The sequence below is a fragment of the Deltaproteobacteria bacterium genome (assembly GCA_026388415.1).
Taxonomy (GTDB): Bacteria; Desulfobacterota; Syntrophia; order Syntrophales; family JACQWR01; genus JAPLJV01.
The window spans coordinates 102,972-128,774 of sequence record JAPLJV010000004.1 but is presented as its reverse complement, the minus strand read 5'-3'; the positions used below and the strand labels follow the sequence as shown (position 1 = coordinate 128,774).

Genomic DNA, 25,803 nt, shown 5'->3' with positions numbered 1-25,803 from the left:
ACGACCTTCATGGCATCCTCCTCGGTTCCGTTTTGCTGGTTACAAAACTATACCAGGAAATACCTTGAAGGTCAATAATTACAATATGTTATTTTGCATTTTTTGGTAAAAATAAATCATCCCTCTTTTTGCAAGAGGCTCATTAGAAAAAATATAATGTGAATTCCGGGATTTAATTATACTGCCCCCAGAATTTTGCGTCCCCAATTCCACGCAGTGAGACCTTTGCACAACTCCCTTATTCGTCATTCCGGTGAAAACCGGAATCTAGGAAGTGCTTGATAATACTGGATACCGGCCTTCGCCGGTATGACGATTTTTCGAGTTTCGGCAGATAAAGGTCTCTACTTGTTTATTTCTTGTAAACATCCTTCCTGTGTCCTGCCCGCAGAATCATGATCGAATTCTCTTCCCGATCCAACGCATAGATAATCCGCCAGTCTCCAAAGCCATAACGGTATAGACCACGAAAAATGCCTTTTAAGGGTTTGCCCAAATCCTCAGGATTGGATGCCAAATAACCCGTTATCTTGTCGATAATTCGCCGTGCAATGGATTTATCTATTTGCGCCAAATCATCACGCGCCCCCTTGTTCCATCTCACGTTATAGGCCAAGGGATTTCTCCACTTCTTCCGTCGTCAGGTATTTTGCATTCTTCTCGTTCAGACGCTCCAGTGCAAGCGATGCGTCCTCATAATCATCCAGATGACGCTCAAGCATATCCTTGATGTAAAATGATTTCGGCCTGCACGTCACATTTGCCAAATTCTCCAGCCGATCTGCTATTCCGTCCGGCAGCCGGACATTCAATACCTTTGCCATACATACCCCCTATGATGTTACTTGTCACACATATACACCGCGCCTTTACACCCGTCAAGAGAAACTTTAGCGGTAACGAGGTAATTGCAAAACGTTTTGTCATGCCCGAATGCTCTTATCGGGCATCTATGATTTCTGGCACGAGCATGGCCACTCAAGTAATTCAGTTAATGGAACCATTTGTTCGGCGTGGTTTGAGGCCTCACCTCTTGCCGCCGATCCAGACCACGACTTGCCCATTGTGCCGACTTTTTTATCAGATATTAGAAAAAATATAGTGTTAATTCTGGGAATTAAGTATACTCTCCCCCGGAATTATTACGTCCCTAATTCCCTGTAAAATAACAAAAGGAAGGAAAATATTATATGGCAATCGTTAGATACCCGCCTGAGACCGTTGAAGAAGCAGTTGATTATTTACAGGTTCACATAGCGGGCAATTATGAGATCCCGCTGTTAACTACGAAAAAGGAAGATCTGGACGAACTTCACTTTTCGCTCGGTAATTATGCCAAGGGTGCCTTGGGTCTGTGGTCGGGAAATGAGGCGCTGATAGAATCTTGCCGGGTGGCATCCGGAAATAAAGACCTTGATGTTGATGATGCATCTATGCTGATTATCACCCTGCTATGGGAAAAACTGCAAGCTGAGAACAATACGGGGTTAGCCAGTGGCTGAGAGACTTGATATAAAGGAAATCCAGGATGGTTTCTTCGTTCATTTTTCTTCTGTTTAGGTTAAATCTTGCGGATTGAACCTAAACACTAACAAATGCGGCAAGCTGCAAGCCTGAACCAGCGAAGGAAATGTGAACCCGTCCCCAATTCCTTGCTCAGGCATGCACCTCGGAAACGGCTTTTACCAAAACATCCTTGATAAACGCGTTCAAGGTCTTCCCCTCGCTTAAAGCGCCGGTTACAAGTATCTCATGGAGAGACGGATCCAGTCGAAGATTGAAGGCGCCTTTAAAAGGTTTTTCCGGTTTTTTGCCGATTTTCCGGCATGTCTCGAAATAGTCGTCAATGGCCGCCTTGAAATCTTTCTCAAGCTCCTCCACCGACGAGCCTTCAAATCCTATAACGTCATTGATGCCCAGGACGCTCCCGTGAAAGATACGATCATCTGCGTCAAACCGGACGCTACCGACGTAATTCTTGTATTTGAGAAAGTTTTTACTCATGGCTTTACTCCTATTATATTCAAAAAATCCCTTACTTTTTCGACTGCATATTTTTTCATGTCGCCGCTCGGGTGTGGTTTGTGGATATCAAGAACCCGTTTATTGAAAACTACCGAAACACGCGACCCATCGCCTTCATAAATATCTGACCCTATTGCCCTGAAAAGAGATTCGACATCCCGCCATGAGACATCGCAACGGGTTGGTTTTTCGTAAATGTCGTGAAGGATCTTACGCTGCTTCTTGTTCATGGGTAGAGAATACCAGAAGCAGGCAATAAAGGCAAAGGAAAAAACCAAGAAGTGGTTACTTTCCCCTCCCCGCTATGAATCGCCAGGTTTTTGTCAATCTTTTCAAGAAACTCCGTATCAGTGGGCGGTACCTTCAGCTTGGCGACTTTCAGGAAGGTGACGGCCTCCCGTGTTTTCCCGACGGACGCCGCAGATATCCCTAATTGATAGAGTTCCTTATAATCTGCGCTCGGGTTAAACGGGTTACGGCAAGACTTACACCAAAGAGGGGGCAGTTAAAGAGGAAATGTGAATCCGTCCCCCCCAATTCACCTTAATGCTTGCAGATAACAGCGGGGTGGAATATAATCCTCAACGGTAAGGTAATACAAATTCTGCACACAGCAAGTCGCGGAATCTGTCGAGAGGGCCAGAAAAAGAAAACTGATCTGGTTGTGAAAACGTGAATTTGATAGAAGGCATGCCGGAAAGGGACCTGAGAAAAGAGGATTCGAAATGATTAATATTGAATTTGACAGCATCGTTTTTCAAGAGGGCAACACATATGTGGCCTACTCGCCAAAACTTGATGTTTCCAGTTGCGGTGGCACTGTTGATGATGCCCGTAATAATCTAAAGACTGCGGTTCGTTTGTTTCTTGAAGAAGCCCAAAAAATGGGCACTTTAGAAGATATTTTGAGCGAATCGGGGTATGAGAAAGCAGGATTTGGAGATTGGCTGACGCCACGTCTAATTGCAACTGAGCTCATGTCAGTTCATGGTTAAATGCCAAAAATATCGCCTATACCAGCACGGAAGCTGATGCGGGTTTTTGAAAGAGCCGGATTCACTTGCGTCAGAATCGAAGGTGATCATTATGTTTATACCAAAGATGGCATCGCAAGGCCCATTGTAATTCCCGACTGGCAAGAGATTCCGGTGTTTATTATCAAAAACAACCTCCGTTCGGCCAACATTAGCCGCGAAGAATATTTTTCTCTACTTGCAGAGGTAAATTAGGTCCAGCCAGCCGTTGCAAATACCGCAAACATCTTTATTCTTTTCACTTTTCACATTTTACTTTAACTGAGTCATTATGACCGACACCATAATCAAAGCTGAAAACCTCGGTAAAAAATACGTCATCGGCCGCAACGGGGCCGGAAAAAGCACACTATTGAAGATTTTGAGCCGCATTACCGGGAATTTCGGGACATGACCCAATTTCGCAGAAATCGGGATCGTGTCCCAAGATTCCGATCAATGGCCGCGTAGCAAGCCTGCTGGAGGTGGGTACAGGCTTTCACCCGGAACTGTCCGGGCGGGGGAACGTTTATCTAAATGTAACGGAACAGATGAAAATAAGCTTGACATAGCCATCATTATGGCTATAATACCCCCAACGGTTATATGAAGCGAGGTGAAAAGCGATGAGCAGAAGCGTTTCGGTGGCGGAAGCCAAGAACAAGCTTCCTTCCATCCTTCGCGAAGTGGAGGAAGGATCTATTGTAGAGATTACCAGATACGGAAAAGCGGTAGCGATGTTACTTCCCGAAAGAGACTACAGACGCATGGTGGAAGGCGGGCAAGGATTCTGGGCAAGTCTCGGGAAAGTGAGGAACCTTATCTCCTCCGAAGGTATTGTTATTGATGAAAGCGATCTTAAGAATCTACGTGACCCGTCGCCCGGTAGAGCGTCCGGTTGGACTGCATGAAATATCTCCTGGATACCAACGTTGTTTCTGAATTAGTGAAACCAACCCCTGACCAGGGAGTAATGGAACGGTGCAAGCAGCATCAAAGTGAGTTGGTCATTGGCGCTCCGATCTGGCATGAGTTGCAGTTTGGCTGCTATCGGATGCTCCTTTCGAAGAAGCGAGAATTACTAGAAGTCTTCCTCGAAGAGGTTGTTCACAGAAATCTGCTTATACTTCCCTATGACGAACGTGCCGCCCGCTGGCATGCCGTAGAACGAGCCAGATTAACCTCTGAAGGACAGCCCCCTTCCTTTGTAGATGGTCAGATCGCTGCCATAACCGCAACCAACGGTTTAACTCTGGTCACACGCAACATTGATGATTTTCGATTATTCACCGGATTGAAATGGGAAAAATGGCACCAAGGGTAATAAATATCCGCAGGAATAACCGGGCTGATAGAAAGCAGCTTCGAAGCGCCCCTGTTAGGCGATAGGTAACCCCTAACTCCTCACCCTTCACCATTCACCTTTAACTTTCAACCTTTAACTTTTCCCTTTTAACTATGTCCGACATCATCGTCAAAGCTGAAAACCTCGGTAAGAAATACGTCTTCGGTCACCAGGCGGAAAGGGGTGACTATACGCTTTTGCGCGACGTGCTGATGCAGAATGCGCGAACCCTACGAGGGAAATAGGGGGACATGATGCCGCATCGTGTCCCCCTATTTCCCAGGGAAAGCCCGTCATACAGGGCGATATGATGGAAGAGGTGTGGGCGCTCAAGGATGTGAGTTTTGAGATCCGCCGCGGAGAGGCCTTGGGTATCATCGGCCGCAACGGGGCCGGGAAAAGCACGCTATTGAAGATTTTAAGCCGCATTACCGAGCCTTCAACCGGGCGCGTGACCATCGAGGGCCTCACAGAGGCTCACAAATCTCTTGACATGCGCCTATGATTGGTTAATCCTATCACCGTATCATAATTGTCGGTTTACTGTAAGAATTCTAAATATATTAAGGCACCGTTAGTGACCTAGGAAAAATGATGGAGGAAACAATGAAAAAACATTATCCGGTTATAATTGAACAGGACAAGGACGGCGTATTCATTGTTGAGTGCCCTATCCTCAAGGCTTGTAGAAGTTACGGCAGAACCATTAATGAGGCATTAGAAAACATCCAGGAAGCCATTGAGGTTTGTCTTTTGGAAGAATCGCCAGCGACTGACGCACAAATGACTTTTGTGGGCGTGAGAGATATTGAAATGGCAAGACACTGACCCACATTCCCGCAATATCATTCCGGGTCCTTATCAGAATGGTAAGGAAGTTTGGTTTCGAAGCAGTTCGTCAAAAAGGGTCACATATCCGTTTCAGACATCCCGATGGGAGGAAAACTACCATCCCTGATCATGGGAATCAAGATGTACCCTATGGTTTGCTCCTAAAGATCATAAAAAATGATTTGGAAATGGATGTAGAGACTTTTTTTCAAAATGAATAAATATGTAGAGTTTAAAGGCTTCATTACTCTTGGTTCCCCACCCTTCAATATTCACCTTTAACTTTTATCTCCTATCTCCTATGACCGACATCATCATCAAAGCTGAAAATCTCGGTGAAAAATACATCATCGGCCACCAGGCAGAAAGGGGCGACTATACTCTTTTGCGCGATGTGTGGATGCAGAATGCCCGAACCCTTTCCCCGGTGAAGCCCGTCATCCGAGGCGATACGCTGGAAGAGGTGTGGGCGCTCAAGGATGCCTCCGGCTGGTTCAATCTTGTAGATTGAACCAAAACATTAACAAATGCTCCACGCTGCAAGCCTGAAGCAGCAAAGAAAGTGAACCCGTCACCAATTCTTCAGTAAAAATATTGACAAGAAAAAGATTTAAAGTTATTATTCAAGATATCACACACTAATGAGGTACATTATGAATGTTATTCGAATCAATGTGAGTCTGCCCCGGGCAACATATCAAGAGCTCACTGAGGAGGTCGAATCCAGAGGACGAAGCCACTTTATCAGTGAGGCAATCAACAACGCTATCAAGGAAAGACGAAACCGGAGGCTTGCCGTCGAGTACCGTGAAGCAGGTGAGGAGATCAGACATATGAACGCCGATCTGGAAGGGACTATTGCCGATGGAATCGCTTAAACAGGGGAATGTTTTCTGGGTCAATTTCGATCCCTCGGTGGGTGCTGAAGTCAAGAAAGTCCGCCCTGCCGTCGTGGTTTCCAATGACATCAACAATGAGCATTCGCCCATCGTCTCCATCGCTCCGATCACATCTAACGTGACCCGAGTCTACTCGTTTGAAGTCGAAATCCCGGCCGGAACAGCAAATTTGACCAGCAGATCCAAAATCATGGTCAACCAGACAAGGACTGTTGATAAGGTCCGGTTGGTAGAATTCATCGGCACCTTGCCCACGGCATTGTTATCACAAGTAAAGGCGGCCCTGAAACTGCACTACGATATCACCGGATAAACTGTTACGACAAGACCCTACGGGCTGGTTCAATGTTGAAGATTGAACCTAAACATTAACAAATGGTTCAAGCTGCAAGCCTGAACCGGCAGAGGAAATGTGAGCCCGTCCCCGATTATGTCCCAATTCCCTTTCAAAACAGCCAGTCGCGCTTTTTAGCCGCACGGGCTTTCCGACTTTCTTCCTTGATGACTGCAATTTTTTCATCCAACTCCGCTGCCCCGTATAAATAACCGCTCTGCCGCCGCAGAATGGACGTCAACTGGTAGTAGGGAATCAGTTCCGGATTTCCGGGGTGATAATAGTAAACCATCCCTGCTTCCAGGATGGCCAGCGCCTTCCGGCTCTGCCCGGACTGGGCCAGGTAGCGTCCATACTCGGTCCGGCCTTTTAAAAACAGAGGATCCACCTGCAGGGCCTTCTCAAAGACGCCCGCAATCACATTCATCTCGGCGCCCATGGATTCCTCCAGCAGTGCGCGGGTCAGGTAGGTCCTGGGCTGGTAGGGGTTCAATTTTTCCGCCCGCTTCAAATACTCCCTCGCCTGAACGTAAATTTCTCGACGCGTTTCGCTGTTACCCGCATCATTACCCGCCGGCTTCATCACACTTCCCAGCAGATAGGCACGGGAATACAGCGGTTTATCGTAGGAACTCCAGAGTTTGCCGGCAAGGTCGTAGCTGCGTGCTGCACCGGCATGGTTCATTTTTGCAAACAGTTCGTTGCCCTGCTCACAATAATAATAGGATAAACCCATGCAGAGGAAAAAGGACAGCAGAGTGAAACTCGCCAGCATGAGGCATGTCCTGTACACGCCAGTCCGTACCCTCAGGCACTCAGGAAGAACGAGCCGCCATTTTCTCGTGGCGCTCAGCATGTCCAGCCTGCCCAGCATCACCCCCGCCAGGATCATGGTGGGCATATTGTAAAAATTAAAATCAGTAACAGTATGGATCGCCAGGGCCATAAGGCCGGCAAACAGAGACAATGCCTCAATTTTGTTTGCCTGGGGCAGTTCTTTCGCGTTCATCGTCCGGTAAAACGCGACGGCTATGACGGACATGAGCCCCAACAAAATGATCAGCAAGGGGATGCCCCCTTCAATCCAGAACTGCAGATAATCGTTGTGGGCGTAATATCCGCCGCTGGTGTCGAGCGGTGAGCGGTAGGGCGGCCACAGGAGCCAGTAGGTTCCCAGGCCCGTCCCCCACCACGGATAATCCCGAATCATCTCCAGGCATCCCTGCCAGATGAGAAACCGGTCCTTGCCAGCCGCAAAGGGATTTTCCAGGCTCATCACCCGCTGGCTCAGCCCGGTCAGGGTTGCAGACAGGCTCACCAGTTCCGCACAGACAAAGGCCAGCACAAGCGTCACCAAAAGCGTTACGAGGGTGCGGCGGTTGGCTTTCAGATAACGGGCAATGGCAAAAAACAGCAGCATCGAAAGGAATAGACTAAGAAAAACCCCGCGGCTCTGAATAATGTCCACGACAAAGGTCAGAAAAAAAAGGAACGTAAGGAGCAGGTAACGGATACTTTTTTTTTCTTCGGGCAGGATGAAAAAAAGGCCGCACAGGAGAAAAACCAGCAGAACCAAAAAAGATCCCAGCAGGTTCTTGTAGAGAAAAAGACCGTTGGGAAGGGTCTCCAGGACAAAGAACTGGTAAAGGGCCAAAAGACCCTGAAGCCCGCCGGACACGAAGGCCGCCCCCAGCAGGGCGGCATAGAGGAATCCCTTCCGAGGCGTCAGGAGAAAAATTCCGCAGGCCAGGGCGGCTACCGCCAGCCACCAGGCGGTGATGATGCTCAGATACGGGATCCGGGACCACAGTGTGGAGATGAACAGCCACAGGGCCAAGACCAGCATCAGAAAGGTTACCGCTGAGACTTTGATTTCTTCCTTGCCCTCGTAGGCAAACCAGAGAGCGCCGGCCAGGGCCAGAATCAGGCAAGTCTGCGTCCCCAGAAAAGCGTAAAATTTCTGCCCGTTGAAGAAAAAAGAAAGCAGTAGTGCTGAAACCAGGAAGAACGCCGGGACGGCTGCCTGTTTGGAAGGGTATATACTGGGCATGAGGCAGGATGTCCTCAGGTATTAAAAAGAGGGCGGGGAAACATCAGTCAACCCTCAGCTTCCCCGCCCGGATATTTACCGCTTAGAACCAACTAATTAACAATACAAAAAGTCTTACTTGGAGCTGTACCGCCATAATAGGTACTTATACCCGTGTAGGCGCCGCCGATCACAGGAGGTCCACCCGTCATGGTTACCTTTATTGCCCCACCACAACCAGTAAGAGTATCTACTGCATAAGATACTGAAAAGTCGCCTACGTTATTCACAGCCGTGCCTGCAGCAACCAAGTCTTGTTGTAACTTAGTTACTTGCGCGGTCGATCCCAATGCTGCAAAAGTGGCATCACTGAGCAAATCCCTTGAGTACTGCATATAAACATTGGTCGCTCCTGCTGCCAGCGCTCCGTCCATCGCCTTGAGCTTTGCATTGTCCGACAGGTCCATATACTTGGGAACGGCCACCGCCGCCAGAATGCCAAGGATGACGAGGACCGCGATGATTTCAATCAACGTAAAACCTTTCTGATTTCTCAATTTCTTTGTCAACATTTTTGCTCCTCCTTAGAATTATGATTAATGGATTTTCTTACCGGTGCTTTTCCGTTTTCCAGGTTCAAACCGACGCGAATTTTCACCCCCCTTTCATGGATTTTAATTCTTATGTGCCGTTCTTAAAGCACACAGCGTGCCAGAGTAAAGCAAAATAATGGGCCGGTGTCAATAAAAAAGACAGTTAGGCAAATTGTGACCTTTGCACAACTACATAAAACCAGCAATTATGTCATACCGGCGAAGGCCGGTATCCAGTATTATCAGCCACTTTCTGGATTCCGGTGTTCACCGGAATGACGAATAAGGGAGTTGTGCAAAGGTCTCAAATGGACGATTACGAGGCAATTGCCTAACCCTTCCCGATACGTTCCCCCACCCTTGCTTAAAGCACCTACTTTTGGTGACGGGCGGGGGGCAGGGGGCGGGTGTGGAGCATGCAACGTGAGACCTTTGAATTTCTTCTGGCAATATGCCAAATCCCCCTGTATCCCCCTTTACTAAAGGGGGATTTTATTATTCCCCTCTTTGTCAAAGAGGGGTTAGGGGAGATTTTCAAAGGTCTCAACGTTCGGATTTCATGGCAACATCCCCTCCACCCTAACCCTCCCCCGCAGGGGGGAGGGGGCTAATTGGTGCTTATTTAATTACCGCTCTTTTTTATATTTTTATTTGAGGCAGCCTGCAAATCACCCTTCATCCACCCTCCGCTCGGCCCTCCATTCTGAAAATATATCCATATTTTGGTGTTGCATCTACAAATATTGTAGCTTTTCCATCCTTCGACAGGCTCAGGATGAGCGATAGACATTACTTCGATGTCCGACTTTTACGACCGTGACCAACAGCAAATCATCTTGAATTTCGTAAAGGATGCGGTAAACGCCTTGACGGACGCGATAACGTTCCTGGCCGGACAGTTTCTCGCAGCCCTGCGGACGCGGTTGCTTTGCCAGTGATTCAATGCATTTCAGAATCTTGGCAACTTCTCTCTTGGGAAGTGGAAGCAGATCTTTCGTAACCGATTTCTTGAAAGCCAGCTTATAATTTTCCATGTGTCTGAAGGTCGTTCAGCAGCTCTTCGTAGGAGAGGTTCGGTTCAATCATGCGATCATGGAACGCTGCAAGGTCTTCCTGGTCTTCCTGTAGAGTAAAACGAACGGCCTCGTTCACGAGATCAGACATGGTACGCTGGGTATGAATTGCCTTGATGCGCAGTGCCTGATGCAGGGGTGGATCCAGATATATTGTGGAACGCTTGGCGGGTTCACTCATGTTTCTTACCTCCGGGTCAGGACGTAGCATATTAACACCAAAACGTCAAGACAGGAAACCGCAAATTGGGGTCTTCTATTTTGCACCATCTATCCGTCCTGATGACCTTCCGTTGTGGACTTAAAATGCGCATCAAATCCCCCTTACCCCCCCTTTGCTAAAGGGGGGAATTATGATTCATTGCAGATGATCATTTTGTTAGCATTGCTCCAGGCTTGCCGCATCTCATTGGCGCCCTTCCACTCTATCCAGTCATCCTCTGTTTCATCGGATGTATTATTTTTTATCTTTTCTGTAAATTGGTCGAAACCACAGCCATGCTTTTTTTTCAACATGATAATAATATTATCATATTGCTCAATTTTGCGTCGGACATAATCCAATGTCAAATCAGTTAAGGCCGTTGTTTCATCTTTATATATACCCGACAATATAAAAGGTTTTGCTATTCTGTGTAAAATTTCCTCAGTTTGCATAACTTTCCTCCTCTCATTCTTTCGAAGTCAAAGGCGCATTCCCAAGACACCGCTGCCTCGCACCGTTCTTCTTTTTCCATGATAGCCAGAATAGAAAATGGCGTGTTATAAGTCAATGATAATTTTACACCTTCTATCCGACCTGATCGCCTTCCGTTGTGGACTTCTCCAGGATACCTTTGACCGGAATTCCGGCACTCAGGGCGGCCGACTTTCTGGGTATTAACAATTTTCAGGCGCCAAGTTTCTCTCTGAGACCTTTAATGATGAGCATCCGGGCAAACGTAGTTGGCCGCAGTCCTGCCAGATGGGCAACCTCTTTTAACTTATTGGAAATTTTTGGTTCCAACCGTAGAGAGAGAACGTCCTTTCTGGCACGGGCGAAAACTATATTTTCTGCTTCCTCGAAATCATCCAGATAATCCGTCGAATCTTGCTTATCCCAGAATTCCCGTTCGTCTTTAAGATTTTCAAATTTTGGAGTCTTCATCGCTTTTTTCTCCGATAAAATTTTTTCTCCCTGTCGGTCATGTCCCTGGCCGTAATGATTCTCGTTTTTCGGTTGGCAATGATCAGCACCACGAGCAGGAAGCGTCCCGCCCGGGGGGGTGAGGCTCAGGATGAGCTGGTATTCAAACAGCTATAACGGATTCTTGATATTGAATAACGAGAGCATCAACCGTGAGCAAAAGCATCCCTTCCGTGCGGGCCTGAGCCAGGAGCAGGCGGTCGAAGGGGTCTTTATGAAGCAAGGGCAACGCCTCTACCGACAAGGCATGCTCCGCGGTTACCGGCAGCTCCGTGTATCCATGCACGATGAGCATCTTTCGCAAGCGCTGTGGATCCACCTTGAAATCCTCACGCCCCAGGCCCCGTTTGATCACTATCTCCCAGATACTGGCCGCGCTGAAAAATAAAACGTTCCCGGGCGTCGTCAAAAGGATGCGGGCTGATTCAGAGAGCTTTTCGGGCTGGCCGGCAGCCCACAGGACAATGTGCGTATCGAGCAGCAGTTTCACGAGGGCTTTCCTTCAAAAAGTTGAATAATCTCCGCTGCCGCTAAAGAATCGAAGTCGTCGGGTACCAAAATCTCGCCCGACATGAACCCCAGTTTTTCAGCCCCTTTCAACTCCGCTGCGGCTAACGGCATAACCTTGACCATCGGCTTTCCTGCCTTGGCAATGATAAAAACATTGCCTTTGGCGGCCTCATCAACCAGACGTGAAAGGTGTGTCTTGGCTTCGTGGATATTTATGGTTTGCATGGAACACCTCATAGGTTAGGTTCAATGGACTTAGTTTACGTACACAATCAGGGGTTGTCAAGAAAAATTCCAAAGAAATAGAAAAGCTCTTTGCTAGTTCAGGCTTGCAGCCTGAACCAATTGTTAATGTTTTGGTTCAATCTGCAAGAGTGAACCAGCCCTGGCGAAATTATTGAAGCTCAATCTTCAGTGGGATGCCTACGGCCAAACTCGCCCGCGACAGAGTTGCCAGGGTAATGCTGGTATCATCTTCATCCAGCAAGCGATTTACAACAGCGCGGCTCGTACGCATACGAGCTGCCATTTCAGTTTTGGTTATGTGCATCCTCTTCATGGCTTCTGCCAATTGCCACGCAATAACGCGCTTGATAGCGGCTGCGGTCACCTCTTCCCGAATGCCCTCTTCCTTCAGGAAGTCATCAAAATCACTGCCAATATGCTCATTACTCATAACCACCTCCTACAACTGATTCTTACGGGCCCTTGCTATCTCTAAATCCGGCTGTGGCGTACCCTGCGACTTCTTGATAAAGGCATGAAGCAAGATCATTTGGCCGCCAACCACAGTAAATAGCACTCGAGAAATTCGTCTTTCAAGATGGCTGCGAACCTCCCATAAGTCCTTTTCCATCTTGCGTACCAGCGGCATACCCAGCGGCCAGCCAAACTGAACCTCTTTGATATCTGTGCCAATAATCTTGCGATCTTCCGGTGGTAAATCCCGCAGGAAATACCTTACCGGCTCATTGCCAGCTTCTGTATGGAAGAACTTTACTGATAGGATAGGTCCACTCATGGGTATATCGTATCAAAAAAGATACGTTCATGCAAGTCCTTTGTCCCTGAAGGTTTCATGCGGACAGGTCGGCGAGCCATTTACCGGCCGAAAGGATCGAGATGCCGTCCTGCTGGTGTTCCCGCCTCAGGTTCTGGACCAATTGGCATGCCGCGGCATCCGGCGTCTTCCTGGCGAACAGGCGCAGGGCCGGCGAGAGTGAATCATCCGACAGCTTCACCTCGATCAGGTGCGTCGCCTTTCCTTCCTTCGTCAAGACAAAGTCTATCTCTTTGCTGTCCTTAGTTCTGAGGTAGTGCAGGGCTGTATCTTCCCCCGCCAGATCCTGCCGGTAGTGGACATGTTTCAGCAGGCAGACCGCGCAGGTGTTTTCCAGCCGCACCCCTTCGTCGCCCAGCACGAAGCCGCTGTCGTAAAAATAGATTTTCGGCTCCCGCAAAATGGCCCGCGCCACATTGGTGTGAAAGGGGCGCACGGTGAAGATGATGCACAGACTCTCCAGAATGTCGAGATAGCGGCGCACCGTATTAGGCGCAATTTGCAGGTCGCCGGCGAGCGATGTGTAGGAGATTGGTGATCCGACCCTCGATCTTAGCAATTCCAGCAGCAGACGCATGGCGCGAATTTCCTGGAGCCGGCCGAATTCAAGGATATCCTCCCGGATCAGATCGGTATAATACTGATTCCGCCAGCGCGCCGCCTCGGTCTCGGAGCCGGACAGGAACGGCTCCGGAAATCCACCCAGACGATTCAGTTGCGCCAGCGCTTCGTCGGGCGTCAGTTGCCCTTGCAGTTCCCTCATGGAGATCGGATGCAGACGAAAATGGAAATAACGGCCGGCCAAGGATTCGCCGACCTGCCGGAACGTATCCAGCCGGGCACTGCCGGTTATCATGATGGCCTGATTTTCGGGACGGGTGTCATAAATGCCTTTCATGAACATCTTCCATCCGTTCATCTTGTGGATTTCATCCAGGACAAGCATGTCGGCATTGAGCGGCCAGGAGTTGGCGCGGATGATCCGGGCATCATCTACATGGTCATAATTCAGATACTGGGGGCGCTGGAATTCGGCCATGAGTTCCTTGGCGAGCCAGGTTTTCCCGATCTGCCGGGGCCCCGTCAGGATGACCATTTTTCGGGGCAAGTCCGTTTTGATAGGATCGTAGAGATAACGCTTCATGGGCGACTATTTAGCAACGCTTTGCGCGATAGTCAAGACTTTTCCGCAAGGTCATGCGTGTTTTTTGTTAATGTTTTGGTTCAATCTGCAAGATTGAACCAGCCAGAGCCCCGCAGGTCATTCCGGCGGAGGCCGGAATCCAGAAATTTAAATGTGTTACAAGCGCGCTGGACGCCGGTTTTTCCCCATCAAGCGAAAACTTAACAGAGCACCGGTGTGACGAGTTTTGCAATTGGCTCAAGGAGATTGAAAGCTCTTTCTGGGGCTGCAAGCCTGAACCACCCAAGGGAGACCAAGCTGTGGACTTTTGCGCATCAAATCCCCCTTACTCCCCCTTTGCTAAAGGGGGAAAGTATGATTCCCCTCTTTAGCAAAGGAGTGACATTATTATTCCCCTCTTTGTCAAAGAGGGGTTAGGGGAGATTTTCAAAGGTCTCCCGATATGTCAGACGCAGTCATCCAGGGGGATGAGAAAAGCCTTTATTCCCGCCCGGGGATGTTCCAGTTTCAGTTTTTTGAGAAGGTTTCTGGCCGGCGGCACTGCACCATCTTCCATGACCAGAAACAGGATATTATTCATGCCCGGCCAGATATGGGTTCCGAGCTTGGGCTCTGTCTCCTTGCCCTCACCGCAAACTTCCTGCATTTTGGTGTATCCCGTGATCCCGGAGCTTTTGAAGGCGGCCAGGATGTCTTCATCCGCCTCGCGGGAATAGACAATCAAAAACATTTTCATAGACCGCACCCCCCGTAAACTAATGTTTTTTGTTTATCGCATCGCGAAGAGTTTGCTTCTCCAGACCGGGGTGAGGATATCACTATACCACCCTTCTCTCAAGCAAATTCAACAGTGAATTATGATCCCGGCTCGGGAAAAGTTTAAAAATATTCGCCTTCCTGCCCAGTTTGTAGTATGCTCACCACGATTGATACTTATGAAAAATACCACGGGACTTATTTGGGGGGATTGATTCAATAAAGTGGTCATCGGTAATTACATATCATTTCTGCTCGGAATTAAGGTGAAAGCACCATGAAGAGCCTTGGTATTTGCATCGGCGCCTCCACCTTGTCGGTTGTGGAAGCCGTGATATCAGATACGGGCCGGATTACTGCCCGTCCCCTTATAGCCCGGCTCCACAACGGTGATCCGCGTGCCGCTCTCTTGGATGTACTCGCTGATTTGCCTTGGTATGAGCGCCTCAAGGTTGCCGTGACGGGTAGAAAGCTGCGCCAGGCGGTGAATTTTTCTACCATTTCGGAGCCGGAGGCGGTCGAGGCGGCCCTTTACCATCTGAACGGACGCGGACGCGGTATTGATGCCGTGATTAGTGCTGGCGGGGAAAATTTTCTGGTTTATGTGCTGGGCAAGGATGGGAGGATATGCGCCGTTAAAACCGGGAACAAATGCGCCTCCGGAACGGGTGAATTTTTTGTGCAGCAGTTGCGCCGTATCGGCCTGTCGCTGGAAGAGGCCGTCCCTTTTGCGCAGCAGGAAAAACCGTACCGGGTATCGGGACGTTGCAGTGTTTTTTGTAAAAGCGATTGCACCCATGCCATGAACAAGGGTATTCCCAAAGGGCGGATCGTCGCCGGCTTATGCGAGATGATCGCCGGCAAGATCCTGGAGGTCGTCCGCCAGATCCCGGGCAGTGAGAGAATCATGATCATCGGCGGCCTGACCCGGAACCAGGTCGTCATTGATTATCTGCGCGGTAGAATAGCAGATTTGGTTGTTCCGGAAGAGGCTTCCTATTTCGAAGCCCTGGGCGCCGCCGTCTGGGCCCTGGAACATGAAACGCTGCCCTTTCCCGAAAGCCGGCAGGCATTTAAAGAGATCGGGCATACCTTTTCCTGCCTGGCGCCCTTGCGTAATTATGAGGAGTTAGTGGAATTCAAGACCCTGGAAAGAGGCAGCGTCTGCGCCGGCGACCGTTGCCTGCTGGGGTTGGATGTCGGATCAACGACTACAAAAGCCGTCCTCGTGAGAATATCCGATGACAAGATACTGAAATCCGTTTATTTGCGGACGAACGGCAATCCCGTGGAGGCCTCGCGCGCCTGTTTCACTTCTCTTTATGAGCAACTGGGCGGACTGGCGGATCGGATCGTCATCGCCGGGGTGGGGGTGACCGGTTCGGGCCGTCAGATAGCCGGGCTCTACGCCATGACGGAGGGCGTCATTAACGAGATCATCGCCCATGCCACAGGGGCGCTTTTCTTTGATGCCGCGGTGGATACCATTTTTGAGATCGGCGGCCAGGACGCGAAATATACATACATATATCAAGGGGTGCCGTCGGATTACGCCATGAACGATGCCTGCAGCGCCGGTACCGGCTCTTTCCTCGAGGAAGTGGCCCGGGAAACCATGGGCGTGGAGATGGAGGTGATCGGTCCGCTGGCCCTGCAAGGAGAGCGACCGCCCAACTTTAGTGATCAATGTGCGGCCTTCATCAGCAGCGATATCAAGCATGCCTTCCAGATGGTTTAACGAAAGAAGATATCCTGGCGGGTCTGGTTTATTCCATCTGCATGAACTACAACAACCGCGTCAAGGGGAATCGGCCGGTGGGGAGCAAGGTCTTCATGCAGGGGGGGGTCTGCTATAATCGGGCCGTGCCCCTGGCGATGGCGGCCCTGACGGGAAAACGCATTATTGTACCGCCCGAACCGGGTTTGGTGGGTGCCTTCGGCGTCGCTCTGGAGGTTAAACAACGTCTGAATATCGGCATGCTGGCGGAAAAGCAATTTTCGCTGGCGATTCTGAAGGCCAGGACTTTCGAACATCACGAACCGTTCAACTGTCACGGCGGCAAAAGCGGTTGCGACCGCAAATGCGAGATTACGAGGGTCCGGATCGAAGGTAAGACCTATCCTTTCGGTGGCGCCTGCAACCGTTGGTACAATGCCCGTTCCCACATTCTGGTGGATACGGAAAAATTTGACCTCGTCAAAAAATATGAAAAACTCATTTTCCCCGATCATCCCGCGGCGCTTGGGGAGACGGAAGGCGGACCGGCAGCGCCCACGGTCGGCATCAACAAATCTTTTCATGTCAACACCTTTTATCCTCTCTATCGCCATTTTTTCCAGCGGTTGGGATTTCGCGTCAAGCTTCCGGAGGCCCTGGAAACGGACGGCATTGATTACAAGGGCGCGGCCTTTTGCTATCCTGCCGAAATAGCGCATGGTTTCTTCCTGAATCTGTTAAACCGTAAGCCGGACTACCTTTTTATTCCCCATTTGAAGGGACTAAGCGGCGATGACGACGGCCGGGCGGGCGTCACTTGTCCCTTCTCTCAGGGAGAACCATATTATCTGTCCACGGCATTTAAAGATAACGCGCTGCTGACTTCCTTGCAGGAGCAGGGCAGGGTGCTGAAGCCCGTTCTGGATTTTTCCCTGGGTCAAAAGCAGGCGGCGGCAGTCATGGTGGGCATGGCAAGGAAGATGGGAGTGGGGCGCAAAAAAGCGCTGGCGGCTTTTCAGGAAGCGCAGGGCGTTCAGGACGGGATAACGGCAGAAATGAAAGCGCATTGCCGGAATGTCCTGCAGGAACTGGAAAATGATCCGGATCGCCATGCCATCGTTATCGTCGGGAGATCCTATAACGCCTTTGTCTCCGAGGCCAACATGGGGATTCCGCTAAAAATTGCCTCCCGGGGAGTAGCGGTCCTGCCCTTTGCCTTCCTCCCACTGGCCGGCGCGACGGCCCCGGAGGAGATGTACTGGGCGGCGGGTCAGACGATCCTCAAAAGCTCGCAATTTATTGCCCGGCACCCGCAGCTATTTCCCTGTTATATCAGCAATTTTTCCTGCGGACCGGATTCTTTCCTGGTCGAGTATTTCCGTCATGCCATGGGCAAGAAGCCGTTCCTGATCCTGGAGTTAGACAGCCACGTCGCCGATGCGGGTCTGGAGACGCGGATTGATGCCTTTCTGGACATAATCAGGAATTACCGGGGGCTGGACCGCCAGGGGAAAAATTTGGCAACCCGTCCGGCTACGACTTTCGTACCGGCTCATTTCGACCAGCGGCGGCAGGTTTATATTGACTCCCGGGGACTGGAACACGATCTGCGTGACCCCCGCATCAATGTCCTGATCCCCTCCATGGGCAAGCTGGGCAACCAGACCTTGGCCGCCGTTTTCCGCAGCGTCGGCATCCGGGCTACGGCCCTGCCGCCGGCGGATGAAGAGACGCTGAAACTCGGACGCGGCAACACGAGCTGTAAAGAATGCCTGCCCCTCCTGCTCACTCTGGGTGGTCTTCTCCAGTATGTGCAGGCGGAGGGGAAAAATGGCGATCTGCTCTTGTATTTTATGCCCACGGCCTCCGGACCCTGCCGTTTCGGTCAATATTCCTTCTTTATCCGTCATATGATGGAAAAATTAGGCATCCCGGATGTGGCCCTTTTTTCCCTGCAGGCGGAAAACAGCTATCGGGATTTTGGCGGCCAGGACTTCAGTTTGAAGCTCTGGTCGGGCACGATTCTGGCCGATATCTTCCAGGACATTTATTCCCTGCTTATCGTCAATGCGGCGGATAAACAAGCCGCCCTCCGCATTTACGGCGAGGCCTGGGAGAAGATCACGGTGGTCTTGGCAGACGCACCGGATTTTAAAAATATAAAGCATATTCTTGCGGAAGAGGTGAAAAAACTCAAGACTATCAAGGGAATAAAGCCCTGGTCAACGGTGCCTGCCGTTCTGCTTACCGGGGAGATATTCGTCCGTCATGACGACCTGTCGCGGCAATCCCTCGTGGAAAAGCTTGCGGAGCACGGATTGGCCGTGAAAACAGCCGGGGTTATGGAATGGATTTACTACACCGATTATTGCTTTAACAAGAATTTGGCCGGCTGCCGGCCGGCTTTACATGAGCGGCCGGGGCTCCTTTTGCGATCCCTGTGGATGAGAAACTACGAGAGGGCCTATAAAAAGATTGCGGCCGGCTCCGGTTTGATGCCCTGCCGCTATGATGACATACCCAACCTGATCGCCAGCGCCCGTGATTTGATCAGTCCCCAACTGACGGGTGAAGCCATCCTGACCGTAGGCAGTGCGATTTATGAAGTGCCGCGTCATTACTGCGGCGTCATTGCCATCGGTCCCTTCGGTTGCATGCCCAATCGCTTGTCGGAAGCTATCTTGTCGAAGGCGATGGGTCGCGGATGGCAGTTGTCCGCCGGAGACGGTAACGGGGCGCGGCGGCAGGAAATCGCCAATATCTCCGAACTTCCATTCCTGGCTATTGAAAGCGACGGCAATCCTTTCCCCCAGGTAATCACGGCGAAGATGGAGGTTTTCCTGTCGCAGGCGGCGCGACTCCATGAGGCGATGAAGGGTGAAAGGTGAGAGGTGGGCTATGTACGACTTGCTCGATCAATATCTTAATTTTCTGACGGTGGAGAAGGGCGCTGCTGCTAACACGCTGGACGCCTACAGTCGGGATCTGCATAGTTATGCCGCCTTCATGGAACAAAACGGAATAAAGACTGTCGGCGACATTACCCCTGAGCAGGTGATAGCCTACCTGACGGCTCGGAGACGAGGGGGTCTGACTGCTAATTCCCTGAACAGGGCGCTTGCCGCCATCCGGGGGTTTCATAAATTTATTCTGGCAGAAAAGATGACCGATCATAACCCGCTGGCGAATATTGAATTGGCTAAGGTCGGCCTGCGTCTGCCCGATGCTGTCAGCCGGGAGGAAATGAATGCGATCTTAAGCCAGCCCGGCGGAGCAACGAAACCAGCCCGGCGCGACCAGGCGATGCTGGAGCTGCTCTATGCCACTGGGCTACGGGTTTCCGAGTTGATTTCCCTGACGATGGGCAGCATCAACTGGCAGGTAGGTTACCTGTTGACGATGGGCAAGGGGAACAAGGAGCGGATTGTGCCCATCGGCAAAGTGGCTTACGACTGTCTGCACGGTTATGTTCAAGAGGTCAGGCCGTTATATTTGAAAGGACGTCCCAGCGAGACGCTTTTTTTGAATAAATCGGGGAATAAATTTTCGCGGCAGGGCTTCTGGAAGCTTGTGAAGAAGTATGCCGCCCAGGCGGGGCTGCAAAATAAAGTGCATCCGCACACCTTCCGTCATTCTTTTGCCTCCCATCTGCTGGCGGGCGGCGCTGATTTACGTTCCGTGCAGATGATGCTGGGTCATGCCGATATTTCCACCACCCAGATCTACACCCATATTACCCGTGAGGGCTTAAAAGAAATTCACCGCCGCTACCATCCCAGGGGATAAGCTATGAAGATACAATATAGTCCGGGGGCAGCACGAAGCCGGAAAATTTGGCTGGTTTTGCCAGTTGCGGCCCTGATCGGCGCATTAATCGGAGCAGGCATTGCTTTTTTCCCGGAGAAATTTTCGCCTTTTCTTTCAGGCGCCAAGCGGGTTGCCGGCAGTTTTTCGTTCCTGTTTCTGGGTGAGCCGCCGCACTTCTATTACCTGAATATGGAAAAAAACGGCCAGGAATTGACATTAAAACCCGGCGATTCCCTGGAACTTTCCTATAAGGACGAATTTGTCATCAAGGGCGTTTCCTCCGATGCCTTCTTTGGCCGCGGCATTGCCGTTGACGTGGAAGGCATGGGGACCGGCAACGATTATGGGGTGTTGCTCCGGGGCATTGAGCTGATAGATCACATCGTGCAAAAAGAAAAGGATGCGGCCGGAAGAGGGGGCGCGGAAAAATACCGGATCGTGGTCATATACCGGGGTAAAGAGATTGCCGCCTTGCCGCTTAACGTCAACGTCCTGCCCCAGGACTGGCTGCGCTATGCCCGCAGCACGGATAATCGCCAGTTGCAGATCGAGTACCTGAAGCGGGCGATTGCGATGAACGACAAGGATGCCAACGTCGTCAAGATGCTGGCCGGGGTTTATGCAAGGGCGGGATTGCCGGAGGATGCCATTGTCCAATATCGCCGCGCCCTTTCGATCGTCCCGAATGATCTTAATGTCCTGGTGGAGTTGTCCAAGTGTTATATGACGACCAAGGATTATCAACAAGTGGTAGAAACGGGCCGGCAGATATTAAGGTTCAGCCCCAGGGATGCCGCGACCTTTATGGATATTGCCCTGGCCTACAGCGGGCTGGGACAGTGGGAAAAAGCGATTGCCAATTACAAGGAGTCACTGCAATTGAATCCCGACAATCCCCTGGGACGCTTCAAGCTGGGAGAGGCCTACGAAAAAACGGACCGGCTGGCGGCCGCCATTGAGCAATACAAAGTAGTCCTCGCGAAGGCGCCCACCGCCCATCATGCCATGGCCGCCCTGGCCGGAGCGGCGCTCCGGACGGGTAATTACGACGAGGCCATTAAATGGTATACGCAGGTAGTCGGCAAGCAGCCCCGCAATGCCGCACTGTGGGCAAATCTGGGCCTGGCTTACGGAGGGAAAGGGCTCTGGAAGGAAGAAGTGGAAAATTACCGGAAATCGCTGACTTTGGCCCCCAACGATCCGGTCGTTCACTTCAATCTGGCGACGGCTTATGAGAAAGGGAAAAAAGAGCCGGAAGCGGCGGCGGAGTATCAGAAAGTATTGACCCTGAAGCCCGATGATCTGGACACCCTGCAAAGGTTGGCGGACATGGACCTGCGGGCGAAAAGATTTGCGCAGGCCATCAAACGCTACGAAAGGATTGTCAAGATTGCCCCCAAAAGGGCCGCCGGCTATGCGAATCTCGGTTTTGCCTATGGTGAGCTGAACAAGTATCAGCAGGCGGTGGAAAATTATGAAAAGGCGATAAAAAACGGCGCCAAGGAACCGCAATTACTGTATAACCTGGCCTATGCCTATGAGCAGTTGGGCCGGACGAAAGAGGCCATCCGGGGATACGAAAAATACGCGGCGCTCCACCCCACGGCGCCGGTGCTGAACATCCTGGCGGAATACTATCTGAAGGAAAAACAATACGACAGCGCCCTCAAACAATACAAGAAAATAACGGAGCTTGATCCCAAGAATGCTGCCGCCTATGCCGGCAGCGGTTATGTTTATGCCCTGAAAGGCGATGTGGATAAAGAGATAGAACACTATAAATTAGCCGTCCGTTACGATCCGGAAGACGATGCGTCTCATCTGAATTTAGGCGTTGCCTATGAAAGCAAGGAAATGTACGCCGAGGCCTACCGGTCCTATGTCAAGGCCTATGAATTAAATCCCGAGGCGACCAAGGCCAGGACCAAGATCCCGCAGATGCGGATCAGGATGCTGGAAAAAAAGTATAAAGAATGAGACCTTTGCACAACTACATAAAACCAGCAACTATGTCATACCGGCGAAGGCCGGTATCCAGTATTATCAGCCACTTCCTGGATTCCGGTTTTCACCGGAATGACGAATAAGGGAGTTGTGCAAAGGTCTAACAATGATGATAGATCATCGGTGATGAGGGAAAAATGAAACAGATATTATTAAATGATTTTATTATCGGCGGCGGGGCGCCCTTTGTGCTGATTGCAGGCCCTTGCGTTATTGAGGACGAGCGGCAAACAATGGAAATTGCCCTGTATTTAAAAAACCTGACCCAGGCGCTGGCCATACCTTTCATATTTAAAGCCTCCTATGACAAGGCGAACCGGACGTCCTTCGCATCTTTCCGCGGGCCGGGTTGCAAGGAAGGCCTTGCGATATTGGCGAATATCAAAAAGGAATTGCAGATACCTGTCCTTTCCGATGTGCATCGCTTTGAAGAAATTGAGGCTGCCTGCGCCGTTCTCGACGTGGTGCAGGTTCCGGCTTTTCTCTGCCGGCAGACGGATTTTGTAGCCGAGATTGCGCGGCAGGCCCAAATTATTAACATCAAGAAGGGACAATTCCTGGCTCCCTGGGATGCGGGCAATATCATCAAGAAGGCGGAAGCGGCCGGCAACAGCAATATCATGGTTACGGAAAGGGGCGCCTCGTTCGGCTATAATAATCTGGTCGTGGATTTCCGTTCTCTACCCATCCTCAGGGGCATGGGGCATCCCGTAATCTTTGACGGCACGCACAGCGTGCAACTGCCGGGCGGCGCCGGGACTGCTTCCGGCGGTCAGAGGGAAATGGCGCTCTATTTATGCCGGGCGGCGGTGGCGGCCGGGGTGGACGGCATTTTTCTGGAGGTCCATCCCGATCCGGAGCGCGCCCTTTGCGATGGTCCCAATTCTTTATACCTCTCAACCCTTTCGGACCTTCTGGCCATCCTGAAAGCGATTGACGGGCTGGTGAAACAGGGGCCGGGCGCGCTGACCGTCTAAACAATCCAAGAGGTGTATATGAGAGAAATGATAACTGAGGCATTGCAGGAGAAGATTAAGCCTGTCCGGGTCTTGATCCTTGATGTGGATGGAGTTCTTACCGACGGGGAAATAATTATTGATGATGCCGGTCGGGAAACAAAGCATTTTAATGTTCGTGACGGACACGGATTGATAATGTTGATGAGATATGGGGTGGAAGTGGTCCTTTTGACGGGCCGGACTTCCCAGGTGGTGAGCCATCGCGCCCTGGACCTTGGCATCAAAGAGATCTACCAGGGCGTTTTCAATAAGCTTACCGTATTTGAGGAGATTCTCCGGAAAAAAAATATTTCGCCGGCGGCAACGGCTTTTGTGGGGGACGATGTGGTGGATGTGCCAGTCCTGAGAAGGGTCGGGTTTTCCGCTACCGTGGCCGATGCGTCCGCTGATCTGAAAAATGTGGTTGATTACGTCACGGAGCAAAAGGGTGGGCGAGGGGCAGTACGGGAGATTTGCGAGATTATCCTGAAGGCGCAAGGGAAGTGGCCGGAGGTGGCCGCGAGGTATGAGTTAATATAACATACTCAAATCAATCGGAAATACGTTTAATCTTTACATATTGGGCGGTGGGTGATATAAAAAATCATGAGGTTCCAGAAAAGAACTTTAATAATAGCCGTCCTTGGCGGGGTGCTAGTTTTAGTGGCGGTATTGATAATCTTCTTTGACAAATTTTCCCCGCTCTCACCGACAACCATGCTGAAAATCATGTCTGATCGGGCCGACCTCGAGGTGAAAAATGTTCTTTACCGGGAAGTGGGAGGTGATGGCAACAAGTGGGAGATCAGAGCGAAAAAAGCCAGTTATCTGAGGAAGCAAAATCTGGCCTACTTTGACCAGGTGGAGGTGAAACTCTTTTTTCCGGATGGCAAGGTGATGGTGTTGGCAGCAGAAAAGGGGCAATTGGACACCGCGACCAGGGATATGAAAATATCCGGTAATGTAAGCGTTACTTCCGTGAGTGGCGAGCGTTTTGCTACCGATGACCTGCAATATTCCGCTGCCGGGCAGCGGTTGCATACTGACGCGGCGGTCTTGATGGAAACCCCGCGCCTGCAGATCCGCGGGGTGGGTATGTCTCTTTCCCTGCCGAATAAGGATATCGTGCTGTTCTCCAGGGTCCGGGCCCGGGTTAAGTAGCCAGAACCAGGTAAATGGGGGGTAAATGAAAGGTCGGCTATTGTGTTTGTTGTTTATCGGCTGGGGATTATTCGTTCCCTGTGCCGCTCCTGTTGCCCAGGGGGCCGAGCTCGCCAGGAAATCACCGGCCGATAGCCATCCCATAGAGATCAGCGCCGACCGCCTGGAGGCTTATGATGCGAAAAAGGTGGTGCTATTTTCCGGCAATGCCGTTGCTACCCAGGGTGACAGGGTCATAAAGGCGGATAAAATCTTTCTTTATTACAAAAAGGAGGAACGGGATCCCGGTCGGGAGGGCTTGCGTGACGTTGGGAAGACCGGAGACCTGGAAAAAATAGAGGCCAGGGGTCATGTCTCTGTCAGCCAGGGCGACAGGTTGGTGACGGGAGATCAGGCCGTTTATTACCAGGAATCCCAAAAGATTGTGATGACCGGGAGCGCGGTGATGCAACAGGGGAACAATATTTTGCGCGGCGACAAGATAGAGGTTTTCCTCAATGAAAACAGAGGTGTGGTCGAAGCTGCCGAGAATAAAAGGGTGAAGGCGACGATATATCCGGTGGAGAAGAAGTAATCCATAATGAGAAAACTGTCCACATCCGGGTTGATGAAAATTTACGGCGGCCGGAAGGTCGTCAACAGCATCTCGCTGGAGATAAATCCCGGTGAGGTGGTCGGTCTTTTGGGACCAAACGGGGCCGGCAAAACCACCACTTTCTATATGATTGTCGGTCTGACTAGGCCGGATGACGGCCATATTTTGTTGGACGGGGAAGACATAACAGACTGCGCCATCTATATCCGGGCCAGAAAGGGTTTGAATTATCTGCCGCAGGAAGCCTCCATCTTCAGAAACATGACGGTGGAAGAAAACATCATGGCCATACTGGAAACGCTGAAGATCGGTGCGGAAGAGAGAAAACAGCGTCTCGGTGAGTTATTAAGGGAGCTGGATATTACTGCTCTGGCCCGGAATCAGGCCCATTCGCTTTCGGGAGGTGAAAGGCGCCGCGTGGAAATTACGAGGGCGCTTGTAACATCGCCCAAGTATATGCTGCTCGATGAGCCCTTCGCCGGCATTGATCCCTTAGCCGTGGCGGATATTCAGAAGATTATCGGGAAACTCAAAGCCAGGGGCATCGGCGTGCTGATCTCCGATCATAATGTCCGGGAGACGCTTTCCGTGTGCGACCGGGCCTATATCGTAAACGAAGGCAATGTTCTGGTGACGGGGACGCCGGTAGAGATCGCCGGGTCGGAGCAGGCCAGAAAAATTTATTTTGGTGAAGGTTTCAGTCTTTAAAAAACTTTAGAAATA

35 protein-coding genes and 2 pseudogenes are annotated in these 25,803 nt (G+C 50.8%); 21 read left to right on the top strand and 16 right to left on the bottom strand.

Annotation, left to right across the window (positions count from 1 at the left end; translation table 11 throughout):
• Positions 1–352: 352 nt before the first annotated feature.
• On the bottom strand, positions 353–604 hold the full coding sequence (locus NT140_00940; protein MCX5830457.1) for a type II toxin-antitoxin system RelE/ParE family toxin: 252 nt from the start codon (positions 602–604) through the stop codon (positions 353–355).
• 1 nt (position 605) lies between these two features.
• On the bottom strand, positions 606–824 hold the full coding sequence (locus NT140_00935) for a TraY domain-containing protein (GenBank protein ID MCX5830456.1): 219 nt from the start codon (positions 822–824) through the stop codon (positions 606–608).
• A gap of 366 nt (positions 825–1,190) precedes the next feature.
• Between NT140_00935 and NT140_00930 the strand changes: the two genes are divergently transcribed.
• Positions 1,191–1,502, top strand: a complete 312-nt coding sequence (locus tag NT140_00930) for a hypothetical protein (protein ID MCX5830455.1) — start codon at positions 1,191–1,193, stop codon at positions 1,500–1,502.
• A 154-nt stretch (positions 1,503–1,656) separates the two neighbouring features.
• Here the strand turns inward: NT140_00930 and NT140_00925 are convergent, their stop codons facing one another.
• Together NT140_00925 and NT140_00920 are read right to left on the bottom strand one after the other, a co-directional pair.
• Positions 1,657–2,004: a type II toxin-antitoxin system HicB family antitoxin gene (locus tag NT140_00925; protein ID MCX5830454.1), complete on the bottom strand. Its 348-nt coding sequence runs from the start codon at positions 2,002–2,004 to the stop codon at positions 1,657–1,659.
• Positions 2,001–2,255, bottom strand: a complete 255-nt coding sequence (locus tag NT140_00920) for a type II toxin-antitoxin system HicA family toxin (protein MCX5830453.1) — start codon at positions 2,253–2,255, stop codon at positions 2,001–2,003. Before NT140_00920 ends, NT140_00925 begins: the two co-directional genes overlap by 4 nt.
• A 495-nt stretch (positions 2,256–2,750) precedes the next feature.
• Between NT140_00920 and NT140_00915 the strand changes: the two genes are divergently transcribed.
• The 11 genes and pseudogenes from NT140_00915 (at position 2,751) to NT140_00865 (ending at position 6,426) form a co-directional block, all read left to right on the top strand.
• A complete protein-coding gene (locus tag NT140_00915; GenBank protein MCX5830452.1) occupies positions 2,751–3,020 on the top strand; it encodes a hypothetical protein in 270 nt (89 codons plus the stop codon).
• Positions 3,021–3,056: 36 nt separating this feature from the next.
• Complete coding sequence (locus tag NT140_00910; GenBank protein ID MCX5830451.1) at positions 3,057–3,254, top strand: type II toxin-antitoxin system HicA family toxin; 198 nt, start codon at positions 3,057–3,059, stop codon at positions 3,252–3,254.
• 76 nt (positions 3,255–3,330) lie between these two features.
• Positions 3,331–3,577, top strand: a pseudogene (locus NT140_00905) (ATP-binding cassette domain-containing protein).
• An 87-nt stretch (positions 3,578–3,664) separates the two neighbouring features.
• On the top strand, positions 3,665–3,949 hold the full coding sequence (locus NT140_00900) for a type II toxin-antitoxin system Phd/YefM family antitoxin (GenBank protein ID MCX5830450.1): 285 nt from the start codon (positions 3,665–3,667) through the stop codon (positions 3,947–3,949).
• Entirely contained in the window at positions 3,946–4,362 is a 417-nt protein-coding gene (locus NT140_00895) for a type II toxin-antitoxin system VapC family toxin (GenBank protein ID MCX5830449.1), read from the top strand. The genes NT140_00900 and NT140_00895 overlap by 4 nt, the downstream gene beginning before the upstream one ends.
• 328 nt (positions 4,363–4,690) lie before the next feature.
• Positions 4,691–4,888: an ATP-binding cassette domain-containing protein gene (locus NT140_00890; GenBank protein ID MCX5830448.1), complete on the top strand. Its 198-nt coding sequence runs from the start codon at positions 4,691–4,693 to the stop codon at positions 4,886–4,888.
• A gap of 101 nt (positions 4,889–4,989) precedes the next feature.
• Positions 4,990–5,211, top strand: a complete 222-nt coding sequence (locus NT140_00885; protein MCX5830447.1) for a type II toxin-antitoxin system HicB family antitoxin — start codon at positions 4,990–4,992, stop codon at positions 5,209–5,211.
• 38 nt (positions 5,212–5,249) lie between these two features.
• A complete protein-coding gene (locus NT140_00880; GenBank protein ID MCX5830446.1) occupies positions 5,250–5,435 on the top strand; it encodes a type II toxin-antitoxin system HicA family toxin in 186 nt (61 codons plus the stop codon).
• An 80-nt stretch (positions 5,436–5,515) separates the two neighbouring features.
• Positions 5,516–5,725 carry a hypothetical protein gene (locus NT140_00875; protein ID MCX5830445.1) on the top strand — a complete coding sequence of 70 codons (210 nt, stop codon included), beginning with the start codon at positions 5,516–5,518 and terminating at the stop codon, positions 5,723–5,725.
• A gap of 142 nt (positions 5,726–5,867) precedes the next feature.
• Positions 5,868–6,092: a hypothetical protein gene (locus NT140_00870; GenBank protein MCX5830444.1), complete on the top strand. Its 225-nt coding sequence runs from the start codon at positions 5,868–5,870 to the stop codon at positions 6,090–6,092.
• Positions 6,079–6,426, top strand: coding sequence for a type II toxin-antitoxin system PemK/MazF family toxin (locus tag NT140_00865; GenBank protein MCX5830443.1), 348 nt, complete (start codon positions 6,079–6,081; stop codon positions 6,424–6,426). The genes NT140_00870 and NT140_00865 overlap by 14 nt, the downstream gene beginning before the upstream one ends.
• A 133-nt stretch (positions 6,427–6,559) precedes the next feature.
• Here the strand turns inward: NT140_00865 and NT140_00860 are convergent, their stop codons facing one another.
• The 12 genes and pseudogenes from NT140_00860 to NT140_00805 all read right to left on the bottom strand — a co-directional run bounded on the left by NT140_00860 (position 6,560) and on the right by NT140_00805 (position 14,778).
• Positions 6,560–8,497, bottom strand: coding sequence for an O-antigen ligase family protein (locus NT140_00860; GenBank protein ID MCX5830442.1), 1,938 nt, complete (start codon positions 8,495–8,497; stop codon positions 6,560–6,562).
• 419 nt (positions 8,498–8,916) lie between these two features.
• A pseudogene (locus NT140_00855) lies at positions 8,917–9,033 on the bottom strand (prepilin-type N-terminal cleavage/methylation domain-containing protein).
• Between the two features lie 806 nt (positions 9,034–9,839).
• A complete protein-coding gene (locus tag NT140_00850) occupies positions 9,840–10,103 on the bottom strand; it encodes a type II toxin-antitoxin system RelE/ParE family toxin (GenBank protein ID MCX5830441.1) in 264 nt (87 codons plus the stop codon).
• Positions 10,090–10,323 (bottom strand): CopG family transcriptional regulator, encoded by a 234-nt coding sequence (locus NT140_00845; GenBank protein ID MCX5830440.1) that lies wholly within the window; start codon positions 10,321–10,323, stop codon positions 10,090–10,092. Before NT140_00845 ends, NT140_00850 begins: the two co-directional genes overlap by 14 nt.
• Positions 10,324–10,493: 170 nt before the next feature.
• Positions 10,494–10,799 carry a hypothetical protein gene (locus NT140_00840; protein MCX5830439.1) on the bottom strand — a complete coding sequence of 102 codons (306 nt, stop codon included), beginning with the start codon at positions 10,797–10,799 and terminating at the stop codon, positions 10,494–10,496.
• Between the two features lie 232 nt (positions 10,800–11,031).
• A complete protein-coding gene (locus tag NT140_00835) occupies positions 11,032–11,289 on the bottom strand; it encodes a CopG family antitoxin (GenBank protein MCX5830438.1) in 258 nt (85 codons plus the stop codon).
• Positions 11,290–11,431: 142 nt separating this feature from the next.
• On the bottom strand, positions 11,432–11,818 hold the full coding sequence (locus NT140_00830; GenBank protein ID MCX5830437.1) for a type II toxin-antitoxin system VapC family toxin: 387 nt from the start codon (positions 11,816–11,818) through the stop codon (positions 11,432–11,434).
• Positions 11,815–12,063 (bottom strand): type II toxin-antitoxin system prevent-host-death family antitoxin, encoded by a 249-nt coding sequence (locus NT140_00825; protein ID MCX5830436.1) that lies wholly within the window; start codon positions 12,061–12,063, stop codon positions 11,815–11,817. The genes NT140_00830 and NT140_00825 overlap by 4 nt, the downstream gene beginning before the upstream one ends.
• A gap of 169 nt (positions 12,064–12,232) precedes the next feature.
• Complete coding sequence (locus tag NT140_00820) at positions 12,233–12,514, bottom strand: helix-turn-helix domain-containing protein (GenBank protein MCX5830435.1); 282 nt, start codon at positions 12,512–12,514, stop codon at positions 12,233–12,235.
• A gap of 9 nt (positions 12,515–12,523) precedes the next feature.
• The gene (locus NT140_00815; protein MCX5830434.1) at positions 12,524–12,859 is read right to left on the bottom strand and encodes a type II toxin-antitoxin system RelE/ParE family toxin; all 336 of its coding nucleotides are present in this window, start codon (positions 12,857–12,859) and stop codon (positions 12,524–12,526) included.
• 55 nt (positions 12,860–12,914) lie between these two features.
• Complete coding sequence (locus NT140_00810; protein MCX5830433.1) at positions 12,915–14,042, bottom strand: ATP-binding protein; 1,128 nt, start codon at positions 14,040–14,042, stop codon at positions 12,915–12,917.
• A gap of 445 nt (positions 14,043–14,487) precedes the next feature.
• Complete coding sequence (locus NT140_00805; protein MCX5830432.1) at positions 14,488–14,778, bottom strand: hypothetical protein; 291 nt, start codon at positions 14,776–14,778, stop codon at positions 14,488–14,490.
• 297 nt (positions 14,779–15,075) lie between these two features.
• On the opposite strand from NT140_00805, the gene NT140_00800 reads away from it, so the two are divergent.
• The 9 genes from NT140_00800 to lptB all read left to right on the top strand — a co-directional run bounded on the left by NT140_00800 (position 15,076) and on the right by lptB (position 25,788).
• Positions 15,076–16,536, top strand: coding sequence for a hypothetical protein (locus tag NT140_00800; protein MCX5830431.1), 1,461 nt, complete (start codon positions 15,076–15,078; stop codon positions 16,534–16,536).
• 41 nt (positions 16,537–16,577) lie between these two features.
• Positions 16,578–19,403, top strand: a complete 2,826-nt coding sequence (locus NT140_00795; protein ID MCX5830430.1) for an acyl-CoA dehydratase activase-related protein — start codon at positions 16,578–16,580, stop codon at positions 19,401–19,403.
• 10 nt (positions 19,404–19,413) lie between these two features.
• Positions 19,414–20,301 carry a site-specific tyrosine recombinase XerD gene (xerD, locus tag NT140_00790; GenBank protein ID MCX5830429.1) on the top strand — a complete coding sequence of 296 codons (888 nt, stop codon included), beginning with the start codon at positions 19,414–19,416 and terminating at the stop codon, positions 20,299–20,301.
• 3 nt (positions 20,302–20,304) lie between these two features.
• Positions 20,305–22,299, top strand: a complete 1,995-nt coding sequence (locus NT140_00785) for a tetratricopeptide repeat protein (GenBank protein MCX5830428.1) — start codon at positions 20,305–20,307, stop codon at positions 22,297–22,299.
• 164 nt (positions 22,300–22,463) lie between these two features.
• The gene (gene kdsA / locus NT140_00780; GenBank protein ID MCX5830427.1) at positions 22,464–23,303 is read left to right on the top strand and encodes a 3-deoxy-8-phosphooctulonate synthase; all 840 of its coding nucleotides are present in this window, start codon (positions 22,464–22,466) and stop codon (positions 23,301–23,303) included.
• 18 nt (positions 23,304–23,321) lie between these two features.
• Positions 23,322–23,864 (top strand): HAD hydrolase family protein, encoded by a 543-nt coding sequence (locus NT140_00775; GenBank protein MCX5830426.1) that lies wholly within the window; start codon positions 23,322–23,324, stop codon positions 23,862–23,864.
• Between the two features lie 66 nt (positions 23,865–23,930).
• Positions 23,931–24,485 (top strand): LPS export ABC transporter periplasmic protein LptC, encoded by a 555-nt coding sequence (lptC, locus tag NT140_00770; protein MCX5830425.1) that lies wholly within the window; start codon positions 23,931–23,933, stop codon positions 24,483–24,485.
• Between the two features lie 25 nt (positions 24,486–24,510).
• On the top strand, positions 24,511–25,059 hold the full coding sequence (gene lptA, locus NT140_00765; GenBank protein ID MCX5830424.1) for a lipopolysaccharide transport periplasmic protein LptA: 549 nt from the start codon (positions 24,511–24,513) through the stop codon (positions 25,057–25,059).
• A 6-nt stretch (positions 25,060–25,065) separates the two neighbouring features.
• Positions 25,066–25,788, top strand: coding sequence for an LPS export ABC transporter ATP-binding protein (gene lptB, locus NT140_00760; protein ID MCX5830423.1), 723 nt, complete (start codon positions 25,066–25,068; stop codon positions 25,786–25,788).
• The last annotated feature ends 15 nt before the right edge of the window (positions 25,789–25,803 follow it).

What these genes read in the sequence shown, in the direction of transcription:
- lptB (MCX5830423.1), top strand. Translation starts at nt 25,066, where the DNA reads ATGAGAAAACTGTCCACATCCGGGTTGATGAAAATTTACGGCGGCCGG.
- xerD (MCX5830429.1), top strand. Translation starts at nt 19,414, where the DNA reads ATGTACGACTTGCTCGATCAATATCTTAATTTTCTGACGGTGGAGAAG.
- lptC (MCX5830425.1), top strand. Translation starts at nt 23,931, where the DNA reads ATGAGGTTCCAGAAAAGAACTTTAATAATAGCCGTCCTTGGCGGGGTG.
- NT140_00870 (MCX5830444.1), top strand. Translation starts at nt 5,868, where the DNA reads ATGAATGTTATTCGAATCAATGTGAGTCTGCCCCGGGCAACATATCAA.
- NT140_00825 (MCX5830436.1), bottom strand. Translation starts at nt 12,063, where the DNA reads ATGCAAACCATAAATATCCACGAAGCCAAGACACACCTTTCACGTCTG.
- NT140_00910 (MCX5830451.1), top strand. Translation starts at nt 3,057, where the DNA reads ATGCGGGTTTTTGAAAGAGCCGGATTCACTTGCGTCAGAATCGAAGGT.
- NT140_00795 (MCX5830430.1), top strand. Translation starts at nt 16,578, where the DNA reads ATGAACTACAACAACCGCGTCAAGGGGAATCGGCCGGTGGGGAGCAAG.
- NT140_00865 (MCX5830443.1), top strand. Translation starts at nt 6,079, where the DNA reads ATGGAATCGCTTAAACAGGGGAATGTTTTCTGGGTCAATTTCGATCCC.
- NT140_00925 (MCX5830454.1), bottom strand. Translation starts at nt 2,004, where the DNA reads ATGAGTAAAAACTTTCTCAAATACAAGAATTACGTCGGTAGCGTCCGG.
- NT140_00890 (MCX5830448.1), top strand. Translation starts at nt 4,691, where the DNA reads ATGATGGAAGAGGTGTGGGCGCTCAAGGATGTGAGTTTTGAGATCCGC.
- NT140_00935 (MCX5830456.1), bottom strand. Translation starts at nt 824, where the DNA reads ATGGCAAAGGTATTGAATGTCCGGCTGCCGGACGGAATAGCAGATCGG.
- NT140_00860 (MCX5830442.1), bottom strand. Translation starts at nt 8,497, where the DNA reads ATGCCCAGTATATACCCTTCCAAACAGGCAGCCGTCCCGGCGTTCTTC.
- NT140_00895 (MCX5830449.1), top strand. Translation starts at nt 3,946, where the DNA reads ATGAAATATCTCCTGGATACCAACGTTGTTTCTGAATTAGTGAAACCA.
- NT140_00900 (MCX5830450.1), top strand. Translation starts at nt 3,665, where the DNA reads ATGAGCAGAAGCGTTTCGGTGGCGGAAGCCAAGAACAAGCTTCCTTCC.
- lptA (MCX5830424.1), top strand. Translation starts at nt 24,511, where the DNA reads ATGAAAGGTCGGCTATTGTGTTTGTTGTTTATCGGCTGGGGATTATTC.
- NT140_00800 (MCX5830431.1), top strand. Translation starts at nt 15,076, where the DNA reads ATGAAGAGCCTTGGTATTTGCATCGGCGCCTCCACCTTGTCGGTTGTG.
- NT140_00845 (MCX5830440.1), bottom strand. Translation starts at nt 10,323, where the DNA reads ATGAGTGAACCCGCCAAGCGTTCCACAATATATCTGGATCCACCCCTG.
- NT140_00815 (MCX5830434.1), bottom strand. Translation starts at nt 12,859, where the DNA reads ATGAGTGGACCTATCCTATCAGTAAAGTTCTTCCATACAGAAGCTGGC.
- NT140_00835 (MCX5830438.1), bottom strand. Translation starts at nt 11,289, where the DNA reads ATGAAGACTCCAAAATTTGAAAATCTTAAAGACGAACGGGAATTCTGG.
- kdsA (MCX5830427.1), top strand. Translation starts at nt 22,464, where the DNA reads ATGAAACAGATATTATTAAATGATTTTATTATCGGCGGCGGGGCGCCC.
- NT140_00850 (MCX5830441.1), bottom strand. Translation starts at nt 10,103, where the DNA reads ATGGAAAATTATAAGCTGGCTTTCAAGAAATCGGTTACGAAAGATCTG.
- NT140_00775 (MCX5830426.1), top strand. Translation starts at nt 23,322, where the DNA reads ATGAGAGAAATGATAACTGAGGCATTGCAGGAGAAGATTAAGCCTGTC.
- NT140_00885 (MCX5830447.1), top strand. Translation starts at nt 4,990, where the DNA reads ATGAAAAAACATTATCCGGTTATAATTGAACAGGACAAGGACGGCGTA.
- NT140_00920 (MCX5830453.1), bottom strand. Translation starts at nt 2,255, where the DNA reads ATGAACAAGAAGCAGCGTAAGATCCTTCACGACATTTACGAAAAACCA.
- NT140_00810 (MCX5830433.1), bottom strand. Translation starts at nt 14,042, where the DNA reads ATGAAGCGTTATCTCTACGATCCTATCAAAACGGACTTGCCCCGAAAA.
- NT140_00880 (MCX5830446.1), top strand. Translation starts at nt 5,250, where the DNA reads ATGGTAAGGAAGTTTGGTTTCGAAGCAGTTCGTCAAAAAGGGTCACAT.
- NT140_00820 (MCX5830435.1), bottom strand. Translation starts at nt 12,514, where the DNA reads ATGAGTAATGAGCATATTGGCAGTGATTTTGATGACTTCCTGAAGGAA.
- NT140_00875 (MCX5830445.1), top strand. Translation starts at nt 5,516, where the DNA reads ATGACCGACATCATCATCAAAGCTGAAAATCTCGGTGAAAAATACATC.
- NT140_00930 (MCX5830455.1), top strand. Translation starts at nt 1,191, where the DNA reads ATGGCAATCGTTAGATACCCGCCTGAGACCGTTGAAGAAGCAGTTGAT.
- NT140_00805 (MCX5830432.1), bottom strand. Translation starts at nt 14,778, where the DNA reads ATGAAAATGTTTTTGATTGTCTATTCCCGCGAGGCGGATGAAGACATC.
- NT140_00915 (MCX5830452.1), top strand. Translation starts at nt 2,751, where the DNA reads ATGATTAATATTGAATTTGACAGCATCGTTTTTCAAGAGGGCAACACA.
- NT140_00840 (MCX5830439.1), bottom strand. Translation starts at nt 10,799, where the DNA reads ATGCAAACTGAGGAAATTTTACACAGAATAGCAAAACCTTTTATATTG.
- NT140_00785 (MCX5830428.1), top strand. Translation starts at nt 20,305, where the DNA reads ATGAAGATACAATATAGTCCGGGGGCAGCACGAAGCCGGAAAATTTGG.